23 protein-coding genes and 1 tRNA gene are annotated in these 19,938 nt (G+C 57.8%); 12 read left to right on the top strand and 12 right to left on the bottom strand.

The genetic code is table 11. The features are described 5' to 3' along the window. Positions 1–8: 8 nt before the first annotated feature. The 5 genes from rplT to L3X40_RS13455 all read left to right on the top strand — a co-directional run bounded on the left by rplT (position 9) and on the right by L3X40_RS13455 (position 6,029). Positions 9–371 (top strand): 50S ribosomal protein L20, encoded by a 363-nt coding sequence (gene rplT, locus L3X40_RS13435; protein ID WP_237366078.1) that lies wholly within the window; start codon positions 9–11, stop codon positions 369–371. A gap of 123 nt (positions 372–494) precedes the next feature. Beyond that, positions 495–821, top strand: coding sequence for a GIY-YIG nuclease family protein (locus tag L3X40_RS13440; protein WP_237366079.1), 327 nt, complete (start codon positions 495–497; stop codon positions 819–821). 63 nt (positions 822–884) lie between these two features. Further along, positions 885–2,054 carry a phenylalanine--tRNA ligase subunit alpha gene (gene pheS, locus L3X40_RS13445; protein ID WP_445177192.1) on the top strand — a complete coding sequence of 390 codons (1,170 nt, stop codon included), beginning with the start codon at positions 885–887 and terminating at the stop codon, positions 2,052–2,054. Continuing rightward, positions 2,051–4,435 (top strand): phenylalanine--tRNA ligase subunit beta, encoded by a 2,385-nt coding sequence (gene pheT / locus L3X40_RS13450; protein ID WP_237366080.1) that lies wholly within the window; start codon positions 2,051–2,053, stop codon positions 4,433–4,435. The genes pheS and pheT overlap by 4 nt, the downstream gene beginning before the upstream one ends. A gap of 28 nt (positions 4,436–4,463) precedes the next feature. Continuing rightward, positions 4,464–6,029, top strand: coding sequence for a peptide chain release factor 3 (locus tag L3X40_RS13455; RefSeq protein WP_237366081.1), 1,566 nt, complete (start codon positions 4,464–4,466; stop codon positions 6,027–6,029). A 1-nt stretch (position 6,030) separates the two neighbouring features. Here the strand turns inward: L3X40_RS13455 and rpoN are convergent, their stop codons facing one another. From rpoN to L3X40_RS13485, 6 genes are all read right to left on the bottom strand, one after another. Then, positions 6,031–7,554, bottom strand: coding sequence for an RNA polymerase factor sigma-54 (rpoN, locus tag L3X40_RS13460; protein WP_237366082.1), 1,524 nt, complete (start codon positions 7,552–7,554; stop codon positions 6,031–6,033). A 45-nt stretch (positions 7,555–7,599) separates the two neighbouring features. Beyond that, a complete protein-coding gene (gene lptB / locus L3X40_RS13465) occupies positions 7,600–8,379 on the bottom strand; it encodes an LPS export ABC transporter ATP-binding protein (protein WP_237366083.1) in 780 nt (259 codons plus the stop codon). Positions 8,380–8,527: 148 nt separating this feature from the next. Continuing rightward, positions 8,528–9,067 (bottom strand): LptA/OstA family protein, encoded by a 540-nt coding sequence (locus tag L3X40_RS13470; RefSeq protein WP_237366084.1) that lies wholly within the window; start codon positions 9,065–9,067, stop codon positions 8,528–8,530. Beyond that, entirely contained in the window at positions 9,064–9,714 is a 651-nt protein-coding gene (gene lptC, locus L3X40_RS13475; RefSeq protein ID WP_237366085.1) for an LPS export ABC transporter periplasmic protein LptC, read from the bottom strand. Before lptC ends, L3X40_RS13470 begins: the two co-directional genes overlap by 4 nt. Before the next feature lie 8 nt (positions 9,715–9,722). Continuing rightward, positions 9,723–10,340, bottom strand: a complete 618-nt coding sequence (locus tag L3X40_RS13480; RefSeq protein ID WP_237366086.1) for a ribonuclease D — start codon at positions 10,338–10,340, stop codon at positions 9,723–9,725. A gap of 31 nt (positions 10,341–10,371) precedes the next feature. Then, a complete protein-coding gene (locus tag L3X40_RS13485) occupies positions 10,372–11,181 on the bottom strand; it encodes a TerC family protein (RefSeq protein WP_237366087.1) in 810 nt (269 codons plus the stop codon). 89 nt (positions 11,182–11,270) lie between these two features. Between L3X40_RS13485 and L3X40_RS13490 the strand changes: the two genes are divergently transcribed. Then, the gene (locus tag L3X40_RS13490) at positions 11,271–11,639 is read left to right on the top strand and encodes a DUF4870 family protein (RefSeq protein WP_237366088.1); all 369 of its coding nucleotides are present in this window, start codon (positions 11,271–11,273) and stop codon (positions 11,637–11,639) included. A 155-nt stretch (positions 11,640–11,794) separates the two neighbouring features. Then, positions 11,795–12,592 (top strand): cold-shock protein, encoded by a 798-nt coding sequence (locus tag L3X40_RS22340; RefSeq protein ID WP_272907952.1) that lies wholly within the window; start codon positions 11,795–11,797, stop codon positions 12,590–12,592. A 55-nt stretch (positions 12,593–12,647) separates the two neighbouring features. On the opposite strand, the gene L3X40_RS13505 is transcribed toward L3X40_RS22340, so the two are convergent. The 3 genes from L3X40_RS13505 to L3X40_RS13515 form a co-directional block, all read right to left on the bottom strand. Continuing rightward, positions 12,648–13,037: a gamma-glutamylcyclotransferase family protein gene (locus L3X40_RS13505; protein ID WP_237366089.1), complete on the bottom strand. Its 390-nt coding sequence runs from the start codon at positions 13,035–13,037 to the stop codon at positions 12,648–12,650. 339 nt (positions 13,038–13,376) lie between these two features. Next, entirely contained in the window at positions 13,377–13,712 is a 336-nt protein-coding gene (locus tag L3X40_RS13510; protein ID WP_237366090.1) for an antibiotic biosynthesis monooxygenase family protein, read from the bottom strand. 27 nt (positions 13,713–13,739) lie between these two features. After that, positions 13,740–14,612, bottom strand: a complete 873-nt coding sequence (locus L3X40_RS13515) for a DUF6597 domain-containing transcriptional factor (RefSeq protein WP_237366091.1) — start codon at positions 14,610–14,612, stop codon at positions 13,740–13,742. 179 nt (positions 14,613–14,791) lie between these two features. Here L3X40_RS13515 and L3X40_RS13520 point away from each other — a divergent pair, with 179 nt between their 5' ends. From L3X40_RS13520 to L3X40_RS13530, 3 genes are all read left to right on the top strand, one after another. Further along, positions 14,792–15,013 carry a YMGG-like glycine zipper-containing protein gene (locus tag L3X40_RS13520; RefSeq protein ID WP_237366092.1) on the top strand — a complete coding sequence of 74 codons (222 nt, stop codon included), beginning with the start codon at positions 14,792–14,794 and terminating at the stop codon, positions 15,011–15,013. A gap of 71 nt (positions 15,014–15,084) precedes the next feature. Next, positions 15,085–16,293 (top strand): UbiH/UbiF/VisC/COQ6 family ubiquinone biosynthesis hydroxylase, encoded by a 1,209-nt coding sequence (locus tag L3X40_RS13525; RefSeq protein ID WP_237366093.1) that lies wholly within the window; start codon positions 15,085–15,087, stop codon positions 16,291–16,293. 25 nt (positions 16,294–16,318) lie between these two features. Then, positions 16,319–16,861, top strand: coding sequence for a glutathione peroxidase (locus L3X40_RS13530; RefSeq protein ID WP_237366094.1), 543 nt, complete (start codon positions 16,319–16,321; stop codon positions 16,859–16,861). A gap of 10 nt (positions 16,862–16,871) precedes the next feature. On the opposite strand, the gene L3X40_RS13535 is transcribed toward L3X40_RS13530, so the two are convergent. The 3 genes from L3X40_RS13535 to L3X40_RS13545 are packed head-to-tail and all read right to left on the bottom strand — an operon-like array spanning position 16,872 to position 18,581. Next, positions 16,872–17,057, bottom strand: coding sequence for a Trm112 family protein (locus L3X40_RS13535; RefSeq protein WP_237366095.1), 186 nt, complete (start codon positions 17,055–17,057; stop codon positions 16,872–16,874). Further along, positions 17,054–17,668: an LON peptidase substrate-binding domain-containing protein gene (locus tag L3X40_RS13540; protein WP_237366096.1), complete on the bottom strand. Its 615-nt coding sequence runs from the start codon at positions 17,666–17,668 to the stop codon at positions 17,054–17,056. The genes L3X40_RS13535 and L3X40_RS13540 overlap by 4 nt, the downstream gene beginning before the upstream one ends. Before the next feature lies 1 nt (position 17,669). Further along, the gene (locus L3X40_RS13545) at positions 17,670–18,581 is read right to left on the bottom strand and encodes a tetratricopeptide repeat protein (RefSeq protein ID WP_237366097.1); all 912 of its coding nucleotides are present in this window, start codon (positions 18,579–18,581) and stop codon (positions 17,670–17,672) included. A gap of 178 nt (positions 18,582–18,759) precedes the next feature. On the opposite strand from L3X40_RS13545, the gene L3X40_RS13550 reads away from it, so the two are divergent. Next, positions 18,760–18,834 (top strand) — tRNA-Gly (locus tag L3X40_RS13550). Positions 18,835–19,141: 307 nt separating this feature from the next. Beyond that, positions 19,142–19,912: an ArdC family protein gene (locus L3X40_RS13555; protein ID WP_237366098.1), complete on the top strand. Its 771-nt coding sequence runs from the start codon at positions 19,142–19,144 to the stop codon at positions 19,910–19,912. Positions 19,913–19,938: the final 26 nt, after the last annotated feature.

Raw genomic sequence — 19,938 nt, forward strand, 5'->3', positions numbered from 1 at the left:
ATTAGGACATGGCACGCGTCAAACGGGGTGTTACCACCCGCGCCAAGCACAAGAATATTCTTGAACAGGCAAAGGGCTATTATGGCCGCCGCAAGAATACCATCCGGATCGCCCGTCAGGCAGTCGAAAAGGCGGGCCAATACGCCTACCGCGACCGCAAGGTAAAGAAGCGCAATTTCCGTGCGCTCTGGATTCAGCGCATCAACGCCGCAGTCCGCATGGAAGGCCTGACCTATGGCCAGTTCATGCACGGACTGAAGCTCGCTGGTGTCGAACTCGACCGGAAGGTCCTAGCTGACATCGCAATGCACGAAGGCGATGCCTTTAAAGCCATCGTTGCTCAGGCCCAGGCAGCCCTGCCGAAAGCATAAGCCAGCGATAGCTGACAAAATGAAAAGGGTGCCGCGGCAATGCTTCGGCACCTTTTTTCTTGTTTTACCGACCCCCATTTCGTCATTCCCGCGAAGGCGGGAATCCATCTCCCGAGGTCGCCTATGCGGGAAGATTTCCAGCCAACCATCTACATCATGGCTAGCCACAAGAACGGAACACTTTACACTGGCGTAACCTCAAACCTGCTCAAGCGCGTCTATGAACATCGTTTGGGCTTGATTCCCGGCTTCACGACAGACTACGGCGTCAAGCGGCTGATATACTTCGAACAGCACGCAACGATGGTCAGTGCGATCGGGCGGGAAAAACAGATCAAGAAGTGGGTACGGCAGTGGAAGGTCCATTTGATCGAACAGAACAATCCTGATTGGGACGATATAGCTGTTACGTTCGGATTTGATCCTTTGCCATCAAGACGTGCCGACTAGACGCAATTACAAATTTCAAGGTCGGGAGATGGATTCCCGCCTTCGCGGGAATGACGAAGAGATATGACTGATCAATCCAAATCGACATATATTCTCGATCCCAATTTGGGTGAGCAGCTTGTGCATGAAATCAAGGCGGGAACACGAGATCGAATGCTCGTTGCCCTGAACGCCTGGGCTGAAGCCAATTCGGCAGCAGTCTCTTCAACTTCTTCGGTAACCGAATTGGAAAGCGTTCGGGTAAATGCGTTGGGAAAATCGGGCACTGTCACACAACTTTTGAAAAGTCTCGGTTCATTATCCCCCGAAGATCGCCAAGAAAAAGCTCCAGACGTTCACCGCCTGCGCGAAGCCGTGACCGCCGCGATCGCCGAAAAGAAGGAATCATTGGAAGCCGCCGCACTCGATGCCCGCCTCGCGTCCGAAACGCTCGACATGACGCTGCCGACCCTGCGCGAGCAGCAGGGTTCGGTGCATCCGGTAAGCCAGGTGATGGACGAACTGGCCGAAATCTTCGCCGACCTTGGTTTTTCAGTCGCCACCGGGCCGGAAATTGAGGACGACTGGCATAATTTCAGCGCACTCAATATCCCCGAAACACATCCCGCGCGTGCGATGCACGATACTTTCTATTTCCCCGATGAGCATGATGGCCATCGCATGTTGCTGCGCACCCATACCTCGCCGGTTCAAATTCGCACAATGACCAGCCAGGAACCGCCGATCCGTATCATTGCGCCCGGGCGCGTCTATCGATCCGATTCAGACGCCACCCATACGCCGATGTTCCACCAGATCGAGGGGCTGGTGATCGACAAGGGCATCAACCTTGGCCACCTCAAATGGACGCTGGAAACTTTCCTGAAGGCATTTTTCGAGCGTGACGACATCGTTCTGCGCCTGCGCCCCAGTTACTTCCCCTTCACCGAGCCATCGGTCGAGGTCGATGTCGGCTATTCCATCGAGAAGGGTCAGCGCGTCATCGGCGGATCGGAAGGCTGGATGGAGGTGCTGGGCTCCGGTATGGTCCATCCCAACGTCATTCGCGCTTGCGGGCTTGATCCTGTGGAATGGCAGGGCTTTGCCTTTGGCACCGGCGTCGACCGGCTAGCGATGCTGAAATACGGGATGAACGATTTGCGCGCCTTCTTTGATGGCGATTTGCGCTGGTTGCGCCACTACGGATTTTCGGCGCTCGACGTCCCCACACTGTCGGGGGGAGTGGGCGCATGAAATTCACCCTGTCATGGCTTAAGGAGCATCTGGAAACCGGCGCTCCTTTGGATCAGATCCTCGAAAAACTGAATGCCATAGGCATCGAGGTTGAGGGCGTCGAGAACCCCGCCGAGAAACTCGCCCCCTTCCGCATCGCCCGCGTCCTTTCCGCCGCGCCGCATCCACAGGCGGACAAGCTGCAGATATTATCGGTCGATGCAGGGGATGGCCCGCAACAGGTCGTCTGCGGCGCGCCTAACGCACGCGAGGGGCTGGTCGGCGTGTTCGGTATGCCGGGCGCCTATGTACCGGGAGCGGGCATCACATTGAAAGTCGCGGCGATTCGGGGCGTGGAATCCAACGGCATGATGTGTTCGACCCGCGAACTGGAACTGGGCGAAGACCATGACGGGATCATCGAACTGCCTGCCGATGCACCTGTGGGGAAAGTTTATGCCGAGTGGGCGGGCCTGAACGATCCCGTCATCGAAGTAGCCATCACACCCAACCGGCAGGATTGCATGGGCGTGCGCGGCATTGCCCGTGATCTGGCGGCAGCTGGCCTTGGCGCATTGAAGCCACTCCATGTGCCCGCGATCGAAGGCGATGGTCCCGGTCCAAACGTGCGTACCGACGACCCCGAAGGCTGCCCTGCCTTTTTTGCCCGGTCGGTGAAAGGCGTGACAAACGGACAATCACCCGAGTGGTTGCAAAAGCGCCTTAAATCCATCGGGCAGAAACCGATTTCTGCACTGGTCGACATCACCAATTACATCATGATCGATCTCGGTCGTCCGCTGCACGTCTACGACAAGACGAGCCTCACGGGCGGCCTTGTCGCGCGCAAGGCGAAAAGCGGCGAAGAGGTTCTGGCCCTCAACGGAAAGACCTATATGCTGGACGACAGCATGACCGTCATCGCCGATGACGAGAGGATACACGATATTGGCGGCATCATGGGCGGCGAACATTCGGGCGCGCAGGACGGTACAAGCGAAGTGCTGATCGAATGTGCTTATTTCATCCCCGAAGCCATTGCGAAGACCGGGCAGAAACTCGCCCTTATATCCGACGCGCGCAGCCGGTTCGAGCGCGGCGTCGATCCCGCCTTTCTGGACGATGGCCTGTCCATCGCTACGCAGATGGTTCTGGACCTCTGCGGCGGCACCGCCAGCGCGCCGACATGCGCGGGAGAACCTCCACTGGAGGCGCGGACAATCAAATTCGATCCCGCCGCTGTCCTCTCCCTTGCTGGGGTTGAGGTGGATCGCGACATGCAGAAAGCTATCCTCGAAAAGCTTGGCTTTGACGTACAAGGCACTGATATATGGGCAATCTCCGTTCCTTCATGGCGTCGTGACGTCGAAGGCAGCGCCGATATCGTCGAGGAAGTCGTGCGAATTTACGGTATCGACAAGGTGCCTTCCACGCCCCTGCCCCGTGCGCCCGGAGTCGCCCGCCCGACCGCGACGCTCGACCAGATGACAGAACGCCGCGTTCGTCGTGCCGCCGCCGCGCGTGGCCTGAACGAAGCCGTCAACTGGTCGTTCGTCTCGGAAAAAGAAGCCGCTTCCGTTGACGGCGGCGCGTGGGTGCTATCCAACCCGATTTCGGAAGACATGAAGGTCATGCGTCCCTCCCTGCTCCCCGGTCTGTTGTCCGCCACACGGCGCAATGCTGATCGCGGCGCATCCACCATCGGTCTATTTGAAGTTGGGCGGCGCTACTTTGTCGGCCAGAACGGCGAAAGCGACGAACGCGCAACCGTGGGCATCGTCCTGGCCGGCGATAAAAGCCCGCGTCATTGGTCCACGGGCAAGGCAACCGCCTTTGATGCCTATGATGCCAAGGCAGAAGCCATCGCCCTGCTCTCTGCCGCAGGCGCGCCCGTCGAAAATCTGCAGATGATGGGAGAGGCAAGTGCCGCTTATCATCCCGGCCAATCGGGTACGCTGCGTCTGGGGCCAAAAAAGATACTGGCGGAATATGGCGTACTGCACCCGAAAATGCTGAAACAATTCGACCTGTCTGGCAGCGTTGTGGTGGCGGAGATTTTCCTTGACGCCATCCCTGCCAAACGCCGGACGGGCTTCATGCGCGTCCCCTTCACGCCGCCCGCGCTGCAATCGGTAAAGCGCGATTTCGCGTTCCTCGTACCGCAAGCTCTGGAGGCCGATCAGCTTGTCCGCGCAATGCGCAATGCCGACAAGAAAGCCGTTGTCGATGCGCGCCTGTTCGATGTTTTCACCGGGCAGGGCGTACCGGACGGCCAGAAATCGCTCGCCATCGAAGTGACTCTGCAACCCGGCGAAAAGAGCTTCACCGAAGAGGAACTGAATGCCATCAGCGCCGCCATCGTCAAGGCGGCGGAAAAGCTGGGCGGGACATTGCGGGGATGAGGAACCAAATAATTACGAGTACCCCTTCATGACCATTCTCACCCGCCGTACCTTCGCCATCATTTCCCACCCGGACGCAGGCAAGACCACGCTGACCGAAAAGCTGTTGCTGGAAGGCGGCGCTATTCACCTGGCCGGTGAAGTGAAGGCGCGCGGGGCAAATCGCCGCGCCCGTTCCGACTGGATGAAGATCGAGCAACAGCGCGGTATTTCCGTTACTTCATCGGTCATGACCTTCGAACGGGACGGCCTGACGTTCAACCTCCTCGATACACCGGGACACGAGGATTTTTCCGAAGATACCTATCGCACGCTGACCGCTGTCGACAGTGCGGTCATGGTCATTGACGCCGCCAAAGGCATCGAACCGCAAACGCGTAAATTGTTCGAAGTATGCCGCCTGCGCTCCGTGCCGATCATCACCTTCATCAACAAGGTCGATCGGGAGGGCCGACCGCCCTTCGAGTTGCTTGACGAGGTTGCGGACATATTGGCGCTCGACGTCTGCCCGATGAGCTGGCCCGTCGGCATGGGGGGGGAATTTGAAGGGATTTATGATCTCTATACCAATCGCCTGATGCAGCCGACCGGTGACAGCCGTAATTTCGAGGGCAAGACTGGCCAATATACAGGTCTGGATGATCCCACGCTTGCTGAAACGCTTTCCAACGAAGGCTTGGAGCGGCTGCGCGAAGAAGCCGAACTGGCACAGGCGGGCTATGCCGAATTCGACGGCGCGGCCTATCGGCATGGCGACCTGACGCCGGTATATTTTGGGTCCGCGCTTAAAAAATTCGGCGTGACCGAGTTGATCGATGCGCTCGCCCAGCATGCCCCGCCGCCACGCCCGCAACCCGCCGAGCCCGAAGCTGTCGACCCCACGCGCGGCGATGTCACGGGTTTCATCTTCAAAGTGCAGGCGAATATGGACCCGCAGCATCGTGACCGGATCGCCTTCATGCGGCTATGTTCCGGCACATTCAAGCGCGGCATGAAACTGACGCCAAGCGGCCATGGCAAACCGATAGCCGTGCATAGCCCGATCCTCTTTTTCGCGCAGAATCGGGAACTGGCGGATGAAGCCTATCCTGGCGACATCATTGGTATCCCCAATCATGGCACATTGCGTGTGGGCGACACACTGTCCGAAAAGGCCGATGTTCGTTTTACCGGCCTGCCCAATTTCGCACCGGAAATCCTGCGCCGGGTGGCACTGAAAGACCCGACCAAGACCAAGCAGCTTCGCAAAGCGCTGGACGATATGGCCGAAGAGGGTGTGACACAGGTTTTCTACCCGGAAATCGGCGCCAACTGGATTGTCGGTGTCGTCGGTCAGTTGCAACTCGATGTGCTGCTGTCCCGGCTGGAGGCTGAATACAAGGTCGATGCGGGGCTGGAAATGGCGCCCTTTGAAACCGCGCGCTGGATCAGTGGGGACGATGGGACGATGAAGGCGTTTGCCGACATAAACCGGTCCAACCTCGCCAAAGACCGCGATGGTAATCCCGTCTATCTGGCCAAAAGCGCCTGGGACGTCGGCTATGTGCAGGAACGCAACCCCGACATCCGGTTCAGCGCGACACGAGAGCGGTAAATCAAGCCGCGCGATTCTCCAGCGCTTTTTGCCGACGCCTCTGAACCGATGAACCTATGCCCATCGCCTCCCGGTATTTGGCGACAGTGCGGCGGGCAATGTCAAAACCCTTGTCGCGCAGCATATCCACCAATGTGTCATCGGAGAGAATTTTCTTCGGGTTTTCAGCGGCGATGAGAGTCCTGATATGGCTTTTGACCGCTTGAGCGGAAACGGCCTCGCCGCCATCATTGCTCTGAATCCCGCTGGTAAAGAAATATTTGAGCTCATAGAGGCCGCGCGGGCAGGACAGATATTTATTGCTGGTGACCCGGCTGACGGTCGATTCATGCATTTCAATCGCCTCGGCGACCATTTTCAGGGTCAGCGGCTTGAGATATTCGACGCCCCGACGAAAGAAGTCGTCCTGCTGCTTCACGATTTCGCTGGCGACCTTGATGATCGTCCGCTGCCGCTGATCCAGCGCCTTGATCAACCAGTTTGCGCTTGCCAGACAGTCGGCCAGCCACGCCTTTGACGTCTTGTCATGCTGCCCGCCGGAAAGCTCGACATAATAGCTGCGGTTGACCAGCAGCCGGGGCAGCGTCGCGTTGTTGATTTCGATGGCCCAGCCATCATTGCGTTCGGCAACGAACAGGTCGGGCACAACCGCCTGACTGACATCCGCCCCATATTGAAGGCCGGGCTTTGGGTCATAAGCGCGCAATTCGCGGATCATGTCGGCCAGATCCTCGTCATCGACGCCGCACACGCGCTTGAGTTGCGGCAAGGCGCCACGACCCAGTAATTCCAGATTATCGATGAGCCGCGCCATGGCGGGATCGTAACGGTCCGCCTCCTTCGCCTGAAGCGCCAGACATTCGGAAAGATTCCGTGCGCCAACCCCTGTCGGATCGAAGGTCTGAACGGTCGCCAGAACCTCTTCCACTTCATGAAGCGGCGCATTCAGGCGATAAGCGGTTTCCAGAAGGTTGGCCTCCAGATAACCCGCCTCGTCAATCTGTCCGATCAATTGGGTGGCGATCAGCAAAGCATGTCCTGCCAAAGCCGACCCCGCCTGGGCCAGTAAATGTTCGTGCAACGACATGGCGGGGGCGGAAAAGCTGTCGAAATCAGGTCCTTCCTCACTATAGCTGCTGCCATAGTCATTCCCCGAAGGCCCAATGCTGCGTTCCTGCGCAGCGGGCATGTCGGCTTTGCTGTCATGGTGGAAGGTTTCTGCACCATAATCTACATCAAGAGGATTATCCGTGTCGCCATGCCCGCCATTCAGCAGCGCATCGGTGTCCGCGCTGTCGGGAAGATCCGCACGAGTTTCAGAAGGGTCGAGATGTCCCTCGCCAGGCTCAAGCACTTCAGGCGCATTGTCGGTTGCCTCCAAAAGCGGATTTTTTTCCAGTTCTTCGGCAATATAGGTTTCAATTTCCAGGTTCGACAGCGCAAGCAGGCGAATGGCCTGTTGCAATTGCGGCGTCATGACCAGCGATTGGCTTTGCCGCAGGTCGAGACGTGGAGCCAGCGCCATTACACGCGCTCCGACTTGACAAAAATGACCCGCCCCCGCGTCATTTCACAGTTCGAACCCCTCGCCCAGATAGAGGCGACGAACTTCCTCGTTGGCGACCAGCGCCTCCGGATTACCGGCAAACAGCACCTTGCCGTCATAAATGATGCAAGCCCGATCCACGATGTCGAGCGTTTCGCGAACATTATGGTCGGTAATGAGCACGCCGATGCCCCGCTCCTTCAATTGGCAAACAAGTCCGCGGATATCCGCGATGGAAATAGGATCAATGCCCGCGAAAGGTTCGTCCAGCAGCATGATCGAAGGACTTGCGGCCAGCGCCCGCGCAATTTCACAGCGCCGCCGCTCGCCCCCCGACAGGGCCATGGCCGGCGCAGCGCGCAGGTGCGTCATGCCGAATTCACCCAATAATTCCTCCAGCCGTTCGGCGCGCGCGGCCTGTTCAGGTTCGGCAAGCTCCAGCACCGCCATGATGTTCTGTTCCACCGTCATGCCACGAAAAATGGAGGTTTCCTGGGGCAGATAGCCAAGGCCAAGTATGGCGCGACGATACATCGGTAGCGGCGTGATATCGTCGCCATCCAACAGGATACGTCCCGAATCAGGCTTCACCAGGCCCATGATGGAATAGAAACAGGTCGTCTTGCCCGCGCCGTTGGGACCCAGCAGGCCAACCACCTCGCCCTTCGCCACCGACAGCGATACATCGGTCAGCACCGCGCGCTTGTCATAGCTTTTGGCGATCGACACGACCGAAAGGCCGCTGGTTTGTGCCTCTAATGTCAGCGCGGCTTCAGGCCGATCGATTATTCCGATATCGTTCATTGCTGATCCTTGAGCTACCTATGTGCTGGCAGCCTTTCGTTAACCATGCGTAAACGCAGAGCCAGTCTCTACCAATTTGGCAAGCTTTGTGCATGGGAAAACCCTCCCATGCAAAAAAACTTTGCGTGCCGGTTAAAAAACGGGGCGGTTATTGCTGGTCGCGCTGCGGCACGGTGAAGGTGCCGGTGACCCGCCCGCCGCTATCATCGACGCCCGATCCGGCACCGCGTCCATCGACCGTCGAACGGCCTGTGCGCAAATCGATGACCAATCGCCCGCCGGTCAGTCGATTCGATCCTTGCACCAACTGTACATTGCCCAGCATCGTGATAAGCCGCCGGTTAAGGTCATATATGGCCACACTGCCCCGCGCCGTTTCGTTCCCCTTGGTCACGACGACATTGCCTGAGGCATCGATACGATCAATCTCTATGCCCCCGTTCCCACTTTCATTCCGATAGGCGACCGTCATGCGCGCCGCGTCAAGTGCGAGCCCCGCCTGGGTCACATGAACATTGCCCGTTACGACGACACGGTCCGCACGGTCCTGCACCTCTATGCGATCGGCGGAAAAGTTTACCGGAGCATTGCTGTCATGATTTTTCAGCACCTGCGCAGGCGCAACCGCGCCCGGAAGGATGGCGGTTCCCAAAGCGACACCAAGCGCGAATCTGGCGAAATTGTTCATGGTTGCCGCCCTTTGAGGCCATTTTGATCGATGCGCAAGCGTGCATGCCCCACCAGCGTCACCGAGCGGTCATGCAAATCCGCCTTGAGCTGGTCGCCGCTGAAAGTGCCAATGGGCGAGCGGCCATCAACGCGGCTCTGACTCAACATCGTGCGCGCTTTCAGATCGATGCCGACATCGCGGGTGGTGAGGCGATAGCCACCTGCCGATTGAAACTGGACAGGGCCTTGCACAATGACTTTCTCCCCATCCATGTCGTATAACCCCTTCTGCGCATTGAGAAAGGCCGGACCATCGCTCAGCAGAATCCGCGCGGACATGTCATTGAGTTCAACGATCGGTTCACGTGAGCTTTTTTGCACGGCCGACCCGGCGCGAAGCGAAAAGGGCTGTCCCTTGCTGTCTTCCCCGCGATAGAGCGCTTCGGTGACCCGCATGCGTTCGCGTGCGACCTCGACCTTGTTTTTATCAAGGACAAAACTGATGTCGCTTGTGTGCGTAAATGGCGCAGTGGCGAGAAAGGCTGTCAAAATGCCCATGGCAATGGGCAACACGCGCTTTAGGGGACGAATCACCCGATCATGGCTGCTGCCGGGTGCCGCCCATACATGCCGCTTGCCGCGCTCTCGTTCCGCCTGGATGGACATTGGCAGCCCTATATATGCGCAAATATGTCGGTTTCCGGCCATCCCGCGAGATCAAGCAGCGCGCGGTGGGGCAGAAAATCGAAACAGGCCTGGGCAAGCTGAGTCCGGCCTTCGCGCGCCAGGCGGCGGTCCAGCTCAGTACGCAATAAATGGAGGTATCGGACATCGGACGCGGCATATTCCTTTTGCGCGTCTGACAGCTGCGGTGCGCCCCAGTCGGAACTTTGCTGCTGCTTGGAAATTTCCTGCCCAACCAGTTCTCGCACCAACTCTTTCAGGCCATGACGGTCGGTATAGGTCCGTATCAGGCGCGAAGCGATCTTGGTGCAATAGGCGGGCGCCGCAAGAACGCCCAGATAATGCTGGATTGCGGCAATATCGAACCGCCCGAAATGATAAAGCTTAAGCCGCCCGGGATCGCCCAGAATTTTCTTCAGGTTCGGTGCGGCATAGTCACTTCCCGGCGCAAAACGCACCAGATGCTCATCGCCATGACCGTCGCTGATCTGCACAACGCACAAGCGATCGCGCGGTGTGAGGAGACCCATGGTTTCGGTGTCGACGGCAACCGGACCATCGGCGAGTACGCCTTCTGGAATATCTTCTTCATGGAAATATACTGTCATGAAATTCCTTTAGGCGCTGCGTGTCCGCAACTCAATGCAGCGTTTCGACCGAGTCCGTCCCACTCTTTTTTGTCCTGGCGCGACGTCCAGCTATATTGAGCATCTCGATAAAGGCCGAAAAAGCCATGGCCGCATATATGTAACCCTTGGGCACATGCACGCCAAAGCCATCGGCAATCAACACGGCTCCGATCATCAACAGGAAGCCCAGTGCCAACATCACCACAGTCGGATTGCGGTCGATGAATCGGGCGAGCGGATCAGCGGCAACCAGCATGACACCGACTGCGAAGACCACGGCGATGACCATGACCGGTAAATGGTCCGTCATGCCGACCGCTGTCAGGATGGAATCGATCGAAAAGACCATGTCGAGCAACAAAATCTGGATAATGACCGATCCAAAGCTGATTGCGGCATGCCCTTTCTTGTCCAGCAGATTGCCCGATGCTTCCACATCCATATTATGATGGATTTCCTTGGTGGCCTTCCACACCAGAAACAAACCACCGGCTATCAGGATCAGGTCACGCGCCGAAAAAGCGGTTTCATAGGTGGGGTGTCCGCTCAGCGCATCAACAGGGCCAACCAGTCCCAGATCGAAGAGCGGCGCCGTCAGGCTCACAAGCCAGGCGATTCCCGACAGCAGTCCAAGACGCAGGATCAATGCCAGAGCAATGCCCAGCCGTCGTGCCTTGCTTTGCTGATGCGCGGGAAGTTTATTGGAAAGAATGGAGATGAAAATCAGATTGTCGATGCCAAGCACGACCTCCATCACGATGAGAGCGGCAAGGGCGGCCCATACGGCAGGATCGGTGAATATCATGAACATTTCGGGCATGGAATTTCTTTGCCCAAAGCGTTACAAAGTCGCAAGTTCCAAATGACCGCAAAATTTTTGGCGACAGATATTTAAATGGGGGAGCAGGTATGAACGATCCGGCAACTACTGATCCGCAGCGGACGGCAGGTTTCGATTTCAATGGTCCCAGCATCGTTGCATTGTTGTATCTGGGCGGCTTTATCACCGGCATTAGTGCTCTTGTCGGCCTCATACTTGCCTATGTCTGGAAAGGTGAAAACCGCCCAGCCTGGGAAATGAGCCACTATGAATTCCAGATTCGCACCTTTTGGCTTGGCTTGCCCGCCAGCATCGTCGGCATCGTCCTGATGATCGTGGGTATCGGCTTTCTGATCCTGCTCGCCGTCTGTGTCTGGGTAGTGGTTCGGTCCGTTATCTCATTGTTGAAAGCACAGAAAAAAGAAGCGATGCCAGACCCCAGATCGCTGCTTTTATAAGTCCGGTCCATAACCAAGTAAAATCGTTCGCATGGCAGGGAAAATTCCGCTATAACGAATCCAGTGCTGCATCTTTTTGCGGCGGGTATTGTGTGGCTTTCGTCCGTCAAACATGCCCTGATCGGATGGGACGAAGCGAAAGTGACTAACAGGGCATGAGTTTTGACAGAGGACGTCGCGGCGGGCGCGGCAAGGACAAGCGGGACGGTTTCGGCGACGAAAGTTATGGAGGTTACGCGGAACAAGGCGGCGGTCGTTTTGGCGGCGGCTCTGATCGCGGTGGCGGCTTTGGCGGAGGCTTCGGTGACCGTGGCGGTTTTGCCGGCGGCGGTGATCGTGGTGGCTTCGGCGGTGGTGCTGGCGGTTTCGGCGGCGCACCTCGCGGTGGCGGCGGTGGTGCACGCGGCGGCATGCCTGCACAGGTCGTTGGCGAAGGCAAAGGCGTTGTAAAATTCTTTAATGGCCAAAAGGGCTTTGGCTTCATCGTTCGTGACGATGGTGGCGAAGATGTGTTCGTGCATATCAGCGCTGTTGAACAGGCTGGTCTTACGGGCCTGGCCGAAGGCCAGCCGCTGGAATTCACGCTCGTGGACCGGGGCGGCAAGGTTTCGGCTACTGACCTGAAGATTGAGGGAGAACCTCTTCCGGTCACTGATTCGCCTCCTGCGCAACGAGATCGCGGCGATCGCACCGGCTTTGGCGGTGATCGCGCAACGCCACAGCGCCAGCTGACAGGCGAAAAATCCAGCGGGACAGTGAAATTCTTCAATGCCATGAAGGGGTTTGGTTTCATCCAACGCGATGACGGTCAGCCTGACGCCTTTGTTCATATCAGCGCCGTCGAACGCGCCGGCATGAGCGGGCTTAATGAAGGAGATCGGCTGGATTTCGAACTGGAGGTTGACCGGCGTGGTAAATATGCCGCAGTGAATCTACAGCCTAAGCAAGACTGAATCGACTCAGTTAACATCTGCGTTCGTAGTAAAGCCGGGCCTTAATGGTCCGGCTTTATACGTTGTGCCAAATCAGCGTCATATCTGATGTGACTGGATGATTATAATAGTAAGCCCAAGCTGACAAATTCATGCCATTGCATCGCACCATCGTCACTTCCCGGCGATATTCATGGGGCTGCGGAAAGCGGTTCGTGCATTCTTCATAATCGTCGAGCAGAGGCAATAGATTTTCCGGCGAATGGAGATGGAAAAGATCGCCGTTGACTACGCTGCCAGGGTCATCCGTCCGCACTAACCCAGGATACCAGTCAATCCGGTACAATGCGCCTTGTGTCGTGGCCGTTCCCACGTAATCAGCGCCGCTGGCGAGTGTCGCCGCCATCGGATGATCGCTACTGCGCCGAAGCGAGCCATAAACGAAAAGCAGATCAGGATCTGTCATATGCACAGGCATAGAGTACCAGCGGGTGCAAATCGCGGGATTTTGATATAAACGGCAAAACCCATAAAATGAAAACCGCCCACCGGATATATACCGAGGGGCGGTTTTTCATGTTCAGGCGAACAGGACAGTCGTATAGGTCAATATATTGACCGCAACGGCAATCAGTCCCACCCCACCATATTGGGCGATACTCATATAAACCTCCTGCACATATTTCTTCTGGTTCGCCTCAAATGGCGAAACACCGCATAATTCGCAAACGCAAAAATGTTCGATGCAATTGCAGAAAATGCAATTGCTTTATCTACCTGAAAAATGGTGATTAATTTTGCATCTCTACATCGAAGACGATATACTGCGCTGCAACATATCGTCCGTTACGGTCATGGTGAAGATCGGAGCATGGTTCGGAGGACCATCCGCTACCGCGTCCTGGAACATCGCACGGGCTTCCTCATCATCATAGACCATCTTGCGGTCAAAAGCCGCTTGCCATGTCGCTTCGTCGGGCCATTCGGCATATCCAACAAAGCGACCGTCGGCATTTTGGTGCAGGCGCGAGCCATAGGAGCCATATATTCGCGTGATCTCCGCCGTCCCGCGCCGCCAAGCCTCACGAAATTGTTCTTCCTTGCCCGGGTGTACCCGCCACCAATAGACCGCAACGAACATTCTTGTCTCCTATCTGCCATGCGCCGCTTATGCGATATTTTCTGTCCAATCGTCCCTTGGGCCGATTTTTCTTTCAAGCCGGAATTGCAGGCCCGCAGTGAACAGCGGCGTCGGCGTATGGGCGAATTGCTGAGGCGTCATTCCAATGAAGTACCGGAATTCACGGTTGCGGTGCGACTGATCGAAATAACGTAGTGCGGCCAACTCGTCATCGCTTGGATCGCCCAGCCCACGTATAGCCGTGGCCATATCCAGGAAGCGGCTCCGTCGGAGGATCAGTTTTGGTGTAAGGCCAAAGCCGGTCAGGCACTGCCGCTCGAACTGCCGTTCCGACAAGCCAAGTTGTGCGGCCACATCCTGTACCTGCCGCTTGCTGTCATGACGGGCGATGAATTCAAATACGGCCATCGCCCGGTCAATATGTCTCGTGCCGATATAATCCAGTCGCCTTAACAGTTCCGTCTCGACCGCAGCAACAATGTCGGCATCTTCGGTTAGCCTGGCTACATTATCGTACAAGCGATCTGCCGCATCACCCCATATGTCTGCAAGAGGCAGCATCCGATCCGCAAATTCACTGGCCGGTCGACGGAACAGGCCTCTCCAGCCGCAGGGACGAAATGCGACGCCAATGATCCGGAATGCGCCTCTGACACGCACCCGCAAAGGTTTGCTGCTGGCACCAAAAAAAACGACCTTACGCCCATCGCGCCAAACGCCCGGCTCGACTTCAGCGGCCCAGTCCCCCCTCTGCAAAATCCGGACAAAGGCGTTTTCCGCCAAAAGCTGGTCCACCAGTTCAAAATCATCCGGAAGCGCCGCTGAAAAAATATAATGTCGTGCAATATATGGAGCCAACGCCGCCGACGGCGGATAGCTGCGCGATGTCAGCATGCCCATGGCCCATTCCTGTTATCGGTGCGATCCGAAGGACATCGTAGGTTTTCCTCAGGCAGCACGCAATAGCGACGAAACACCGCATTCCCACGATCGAAGGCGACCATTGGCCACAAAGCATGGAACGGATGACGGGTCGAAAGGTTATTCCAACATAGTACAACAAGCCCAAGGAGGGTTGCATGTCTCGAACTACTCTGGCTTGCCTCGCCACTGGAACCGCACTTCTTTTAGCCGGCTGCACGGGCAGCCGTGTCGGTGACAGCGCTTTGATCGGCGCGGGTGCGGGCGCGGTGGCAGGGGAAGTCATCAGCGGCAGTCCGGTTACCGGCGCAGTCGTTGGTGCAGCGGGTGGCGCCGTTGTAGGCGTAGCCACGAAGGATGATGATTCGCGGCGTCGCTGATCTGCTTTCCTTCTCCCTCCCATATCTCTAAATGGAAGCAGGGATAGTCGGAAGACGGGATAAAAGCAGCCATGCCACACAGCGATGTTATCATATTAGGCGGCGGCTTGACGGGCATGACGCTCGCGCTGGCGCTTGATGCGCATGGCGTTCGTTGCGCGGTCGTTGATCCGGTTGACACCCAAAAGACTATCGCCACCGATTTCGATGGCCGGGTGTCGGCCATTTCCAGTTCCAGTTACCGTCTGCTCGAAGCCATTGGCGTGGGCCAGCATCTCAGCGGCAAAGGTTGCCCCATCCGCAAAATCTGGGTCAGCGACGGCCTTGCCCCTGGCACACTGGATTTCACACCGGGCGAAGATGATGACCCGTTGGGCATCATGTTCGAAAACCGTGAGTTGCGCCTTGCCCTGCAAGCGGCATCGCGCACCGCCAAAAAGCTCGACCTGCACATTCCCGGAAGGGCGGCACACGTCGATCGGAACAGCGACGGCGTGCGAGTCGTGCTGGAGGATGGAACGGCGCTGTCGGCCGGCCTGCTGGTCGCGGCGGAAGGACGCCATTCACCCACGCGTGATGCGGCGCACATCAATGCTGCCCGCTGGACCTATGACGAAGTTGCTATCGTCACCGCGATCCGTCACGAAAAGCCCCACGATAATGTCGCCTACGAGATATTCTACCCCGACGGCCCATTCGCGCTGTTGCCGATGCTGCCGGGTAACCGTTCGGCGATTGTCTGGACAGTGCCCAAAAAGCGCGCGCCAGCTCTGCTGGCACTGAACGAGCGTGCATTGCTGGCCGAAATGCAAAAGCGCATTGGTGGTTTTCTAGGGGAAATCAGCTTTGCCGCACCACGGTCCAGCTATCCCCTGGGCTTCCATCACAGCGCCCGCGTCGTTGACACCCGGTTGGCGCTGGTGGGTGATTCGGGACATGGCATCCATCCGGTCGCCGGACAGGGTTTGAACCTCGGCTTCCGCGATGTCGCAGCACTGACAGAAGTGCTGGTGGACGGAATGCGGCTCGGCCTCGATCCGGGTGACGCGCAACTGCTCAAACGCTATGATCGCTGGCGAAGCTTGGACAACCTGATGGTTGCAGGAGTCAGCGACAGCACCATCCGCCTGTTTGGCCTGCGGGGAAAGACAGCCTCCGCCGCCCGCCGCCTGGGCATGAGCATGATCGGCAAGCTGCCGCCGCTCAAGGACCGCATCATGAGCGAAGCGCGCGGCGAGTCGGGCGACAGACCCAAATTGCTGCAGGGCATGGAACTATAAGCGTCTTTATGGGAGGATCACCGAAATGACTGAACTCACGGACATAGCATTCACGACGATCAACGGCCAAAAGGCCTCACTGGCCGATTACAGTGGAAAGGTCGCGCTGATCGTCAATACCGCCTCCAAATGCGGACTGACGCCCCAATATGAGGCGCTGCAAGGGCTTTATGAAGAATATCAGGATCGGGATTTCACGGTGCTTGGTTTTCCAGCCAATAATTTTGCTGGACAGGAGCCAGGCACGGACGGCGACATCGCCAGCTTTTGCAGCGTGAATTATGGCGTCACATTTCCAATGTTGTCGAAAATCAGCGTCGCAGGCGATGACAAACACCCCTTATACGCGGCGCTGATCGAAGCCGCTCCGCCGGCTCAACCCGATGGCGGCGAAGCGATGCGCCAGAAACTATCCGGCCACGGCATAACACCCAATCCCGCTCCCGAGATTACCTGGAATTTCGAAAAATTCCTGATTGGCCGGGACGGCAAAGTGATTACACGTTTTGCACCCGACGTCGCACCCGATGCGGATGTTGTTGTCGAGGCAATCGAAGCCGCTTTATAACAAAGGCGCATCAGGCGCGCCGGTCGTTCAGCCTCCGCGCCTCGTCCACCAGCATCACCGGCACGCCGTCACGTAGGGGATAGGCGAGCCCTGCCTGTTCGGAAATCAGTTCCCGCGCCTCTTCGTCATAGCGCAGCGGTCCGCGTGTCAGTGGACACACCAATATTTCAAGCAGTGCAGGGTCAAACCCTGTCATTGCAGCGTCGCCCGGTCATCGCCGTCGTGGCGCGCGAAGAACTGCATCAGCTGAATGATCAGCTCGGCCCGGTCATTAAGGCATTCGGCCTCCAGCAACGCCTGTTTGGCTGCGGCATCGAATGGCGCAATCTGGGCAATGCCATTGACCAGAGCCGCGTCGTCCAGCTTCGACACAGCGGTCCAGTCGACCGCATAGCCCTGCACCTCGGCAAAACGCCGCGATTCCCGTTCCAGTGCCGCACGCTCCACGCTTGCCAATATGTCGTCGTCAGAAGGGTCATCTTCAATTTCCGCCTCGATCTGGCGAAAGGCAGTTGTCACGTCGAGTTCCCTGCAAACGCGAAAGCGGGAGATGCCCTCCAGCACAATATTGTACCGCCCGTCCTCCAGCGCCTCGACATCGGCGATGCGGCCAAGACAACCCATATTATAAAGAGGCGGTAACAGCCCTTGCTCCCGCGGCTGGATCATACCGATGCGTCGGTCCCGCGCCATGGCGTCGCTCACCAATGCACGATAGCGTGGCTCGAAAATGTGAAGCGGCAAATGCATGCCCGGAAACAGCAGCGCCCCGGCAAGAGGAAAGATGGAAATGCGCTGAATTGCCATTTCAACCGAACAATATTGCCGACAGGCGACGACGCTGAGCCGAAACCCACGCATCTTCCAGACCAACGACTTCGAACAGCTTCAACAGTTGGGTGCGAGCGGCGCCATCGTTCCAGTCCCGGTCGCGCCGAATGATCTCCAACAAGGCATCGGCCACACCATCATTGTCGTGCTGCGCCATCAAACCGCCCGCCAGTTCAAAGCGTGCCTGATGATCGTCGGGGTTTTCATCAACCTTGCGCTGCAAGGCATCCAGATTATCGACCGGCACTGCCTGTTGCGCCAGATCCAGTGCCGAACGAACTCGCGTCATGGCAGGCGTTTTGGCCAGCTCTTCGGACAGGCCGGCGTAAATGGCCTCGGCTTCCCCGGTCTCACCCATGGCGATCAGCGCCCGCAACTGGCCCGCCAGCGCATCCGCACTGTCCGGGGCTATGTCGATAATCTGGGTAAAAATACTCAACGCACGCTGCGCATCCCCGCCCGCCAGTGCCTCTTCGCCCATGGCGAGCAGCGGCGCTATATCCTGCGCCACATCCTTTTCGTGCGACTCGATGGGTAATTTCGCCAAAAGCTGATCAAGCATCTGCTTATATTGCGCCTCGGTACGGGCGGGCGTCAGGTCGGCGACCGGCTGACCCTGAAAAACAGCATAGACGGTGGGGATGGACTGCACACGAAACTGGCTGGCGATGAATTTATTTTCATCGACATCCACCTTGACCAGTTTCACGCCCTTGTCGGCATAATCAGCCGCAATCTTGTCCAGAACAGGAGCCAGTTGTTTACATGGCCCGCACCATTCCGCCCAGAAATCCACAATGATCAATTGCGTCATCGAAGGTTCGACAACGTCGCGCCGGAACACCTCCACCTCAGCCTTTTCCGCCTCACTCAATCCCAACGTCGCCAATTAAGGTCTCCTGCTTGTCCGTTTTGAATAGCACATAATGTGGGGCATTACCCCCGCTGCGCAACCATAACGCCAATATTGTTTCACGAAAGCGGCGAAAGGGACTTGCCGATACAAAAAACCGATGCTAGTTCCCGCGCCTCACCTGCCACCCGGCCCAGCGCCATGTGGCCGCCGAGCGGGCGTAGCTCAGGGGTAGAGCACAACCTTGCCAAGGTTGGGGTCGAGGGTTCGAATCCCTTCGCCCGCTCCAGAAATCATCGTGAAATCAATGGTTTCTGGGGCGAGAACTCGGTCGGCGAATAGTCCGATTTATTCCAGTTCACCACCAGTTCACCACCGCGACTGGGTAGACCCGGAATCTTGCTGCCATTGTGGCGCGGAACGGAGGGGAACGTCTTCCCCTGCGTTTGAGCTTCGCTTCGCGAATCTCAAACGACCCCTTCTACGGGGCTGCGCCCCGTAACGCCCCTTCAAGAGTGAGAGTGCTGCCGGTTGGCCGTGACGGATTGAGTGTCACGAGAGAGGCTCGGGACCGATCCGTCGCGGAGACCCAAGCGATGGCACATGCATGCACCCACCGTTCCGCGAGCGCGCGGACCAATCTCTACGAACAGATCACCAACCGTATCATCGCCGAATTGGAAGCCGGCCGCGTCCCCTGGGTCCAGCCCTGGGGTTCGGCCGCCGCGAGCATCGGCATGCCCTATAATGCCGTCAGCAATCGGCGTTACAGCGGCATCAACGTGCTTACGCTCTGGGACGCCATCGTCTCGCGCGGCTTTTCCTCCCATGCCTTCTTGACCTTCCGGCAAGCGCTGGCACTCGGCGGTCACGTTCGGCGCGGCGAACAGGGCGTGGGCGTCATCTACACCCGTCGTTTCATTCCGAAGGAGGAGCGCCGCCGTGCCGACAATGAGGGCCACGAGCCGTCGGGCGGCATTCCCTTCCTCAAATGGTTCACCGTCTTCTCGGTCGAGCAGTGCGAGGGATTGCCCGAACGCATCTGCGAGCCGCCGCCGCCGATCCCAGAAGGACTGATCCTCCCGCAGGCCGAGGGGCTGATCGAAGCGACCGGTGCAGACTTCCGCATCGGCGGTCCATCGGCCTATTACTCACCCCGGCACGATTATGTGCAGGTGCCGCGGCCTGACGATTTTCATGATCCGGTCAACTGGCACCGGACGGCTTTTCATGAGCTTGGTCACTGGAGTGGCGGCAAGTCCCGGTTCAATCGCGACCAGACCGGCAGTTTCGGTTCGGTCACTTATGGAAAGGAGGAACTGGTCGCCTTATCTGGACAGTCTGCGCCGCTCGCAACTTTGCAGTAAGGTCGGCGATGGACGCCCACGGTAGG

It is taken from the genome of Rhizorhapis sp. SPR117, from assembly GCF_021742065.1.

What these genes read in the sequence shown, in the direction of transcription:
- rplT (WP_237366078.1), top strand. Translation starts at nt 9, where the DNA reads ATGGCACGCGTCAAACGGGGTGTTACCACCCGCGCCAAGCACAAGAAT.
- L3X40_RS13440 (WP_237366079.1), top strand. Translation starts at nt 495, where the DNA reads ATGCGGGAAGATTTCCAGCCAACCATCTACATCATGGCTAGCCACAAG.
- pheS (WP_445177192.1), top strand. Translation starts at nt 885, where the DNA reads ATGACTGATCAATCCAAATCGACATATATTCTCGATCCCAATTTGGGT.
- pheT (WP_237366080.1), top strand. Translation starts at nt 2,051, where the DNA reads ATGAAATTCACCCTGTCATGGCTTAAGGAGCATCTGGAAACCGGCGCT.
- L3X40_RS13455 (WP_237366081.1), top strand. Translation starts at nt 4,464, where the DNA reads ATGACCATTCTCACCCGCCGTACCTTCGCCATCATTTCCCACCCGGAC.
- rpoN (WP_237366082.1), bottom strand. Translation starts at nt 7,554, where the DNA reads ATGGCGCTGGCTCCACGTCTCGACCTGCGGCAAAGCCAATCGCTGGTC.
- lptB (WP_237366083.1), bottom strand. Translation starts at nt 8,379, where the DNA reads ATGAACGATATCGGAATAATCGATCGGCCTGAAGCCGCGCTGACATTA.
- L3X40_RS13470 (WP_237366084.1), bottom strand. Translation starts at nt 9,067, where the DNA reads ATGAACAATTTCGCCAGATTCGCGCTTGGTGTCGCTTTGGGAACCGCC.
- lptC (WP_237366085.1), bottom strand. Translation starts at nt 9,714, where the DNA reads ATGTCCATCCAGGCGGAACGAGAGCGCGGCAAGCGGCATGTATGGGCG.
- L3X40_RS13480 (WP_237366086.1), bottom strand. Translation starts at nt 10,340, where the DNA reads ATGACAGTATATTTCCATGAAGAAGATATTCCAGAAGGCGTACTCGCC.
- L3X40_RS13485 (WP_237366087.1), bottom strand. Translation starts at nt 11,181, where the DNA reads ATGCCCGAAATGTTCATGATATTCACCGATCCTGCCGTATGGGCCGCC.
- L3X40_RS13490 (WP_237366088.1), top strand. Translation starts at nt 11,271, where the DNA reads ATGAACGATCCGGCAACTACTGATCCGCAGCGGACGGCAGGTTTCGAT.
- L3X40_RS22340 (WP_272907952.1), top strand. Translation starts at nt 11,795, where the DNA reads ATGAGTTTTGACAGAGGACGTCGCGGCGGGCGCGGCAAGGACAAGCGG.
- L3X40_RS13505 (WP_237366089.1), bottom strand. Translation starts at nt 13,037, where the DNA reads ATGACAGATCCTGATCTGCTTTTCGTTTATGGCTCGCTTCGGCGCAGT.
- L3X40_RS13510 (WP_237366090.1), bottom strand. Translation starts at nt 13,712, where the DNA reads ATGTTCGTTGCGGTCTATTGGTGGCGGGTACACCCGGGCAAGGAAGAA.
- L3X40_RS13515 (WP_237366091.1), bottom strand. Translation starts at nt 14,612, where the DNA reads ATGGGCATGCTGACATCGCGCAGCTATCCGCCGTCGGCGGCGTTGGCT.
- L3X40_RS13520 (WP_237366092.1), top strand. Translation starts at nt 14,792, where the DNA reads ATGTCTCGAACTACTCTGGCTTGCCTCGCCACTGGAACCGCACTTCTT.
- L3X40_RS13525 (WP_237366093.1), top strand. Translation starts at nt 15,085, where the DNA reads ATGCCACACAGCGATGTTATCATATTAGGCGGCGGCTTGACGGGCATG.
- L3X40_RS13530 (WP_237366094.1), top strand. Translation starts at nt 16,319, where the DNA reads ATGACTGAACTCACGGACATAGCATTCACGACGATCAACGGCCAAAAG.
- L3X40_RS13535 (WP_237366095.1), bottom strand. Translation starts at nt 17,057, where the DNA reads ATGACAGGGTTTGACCCTGCACTGCTTGAAATATTGGTGTGTCCACTG.
- L3X40_RS13540 (WP_237366096.1), bottom strand. Translation starts at nt 17,668, where the DNA reads ATGGCAATTCAGCGCATTTCCATCTTTCCTCTTGCCGGGGCGCTGCTG.
- L3X40_RS13555 (WP_237366098.1), top strand. Translation starts at nt 19,142, where the DNA reads ATGGCACATGCATGCACCCACCGTTCCGCGAGCGCGCGGACCAATCTC.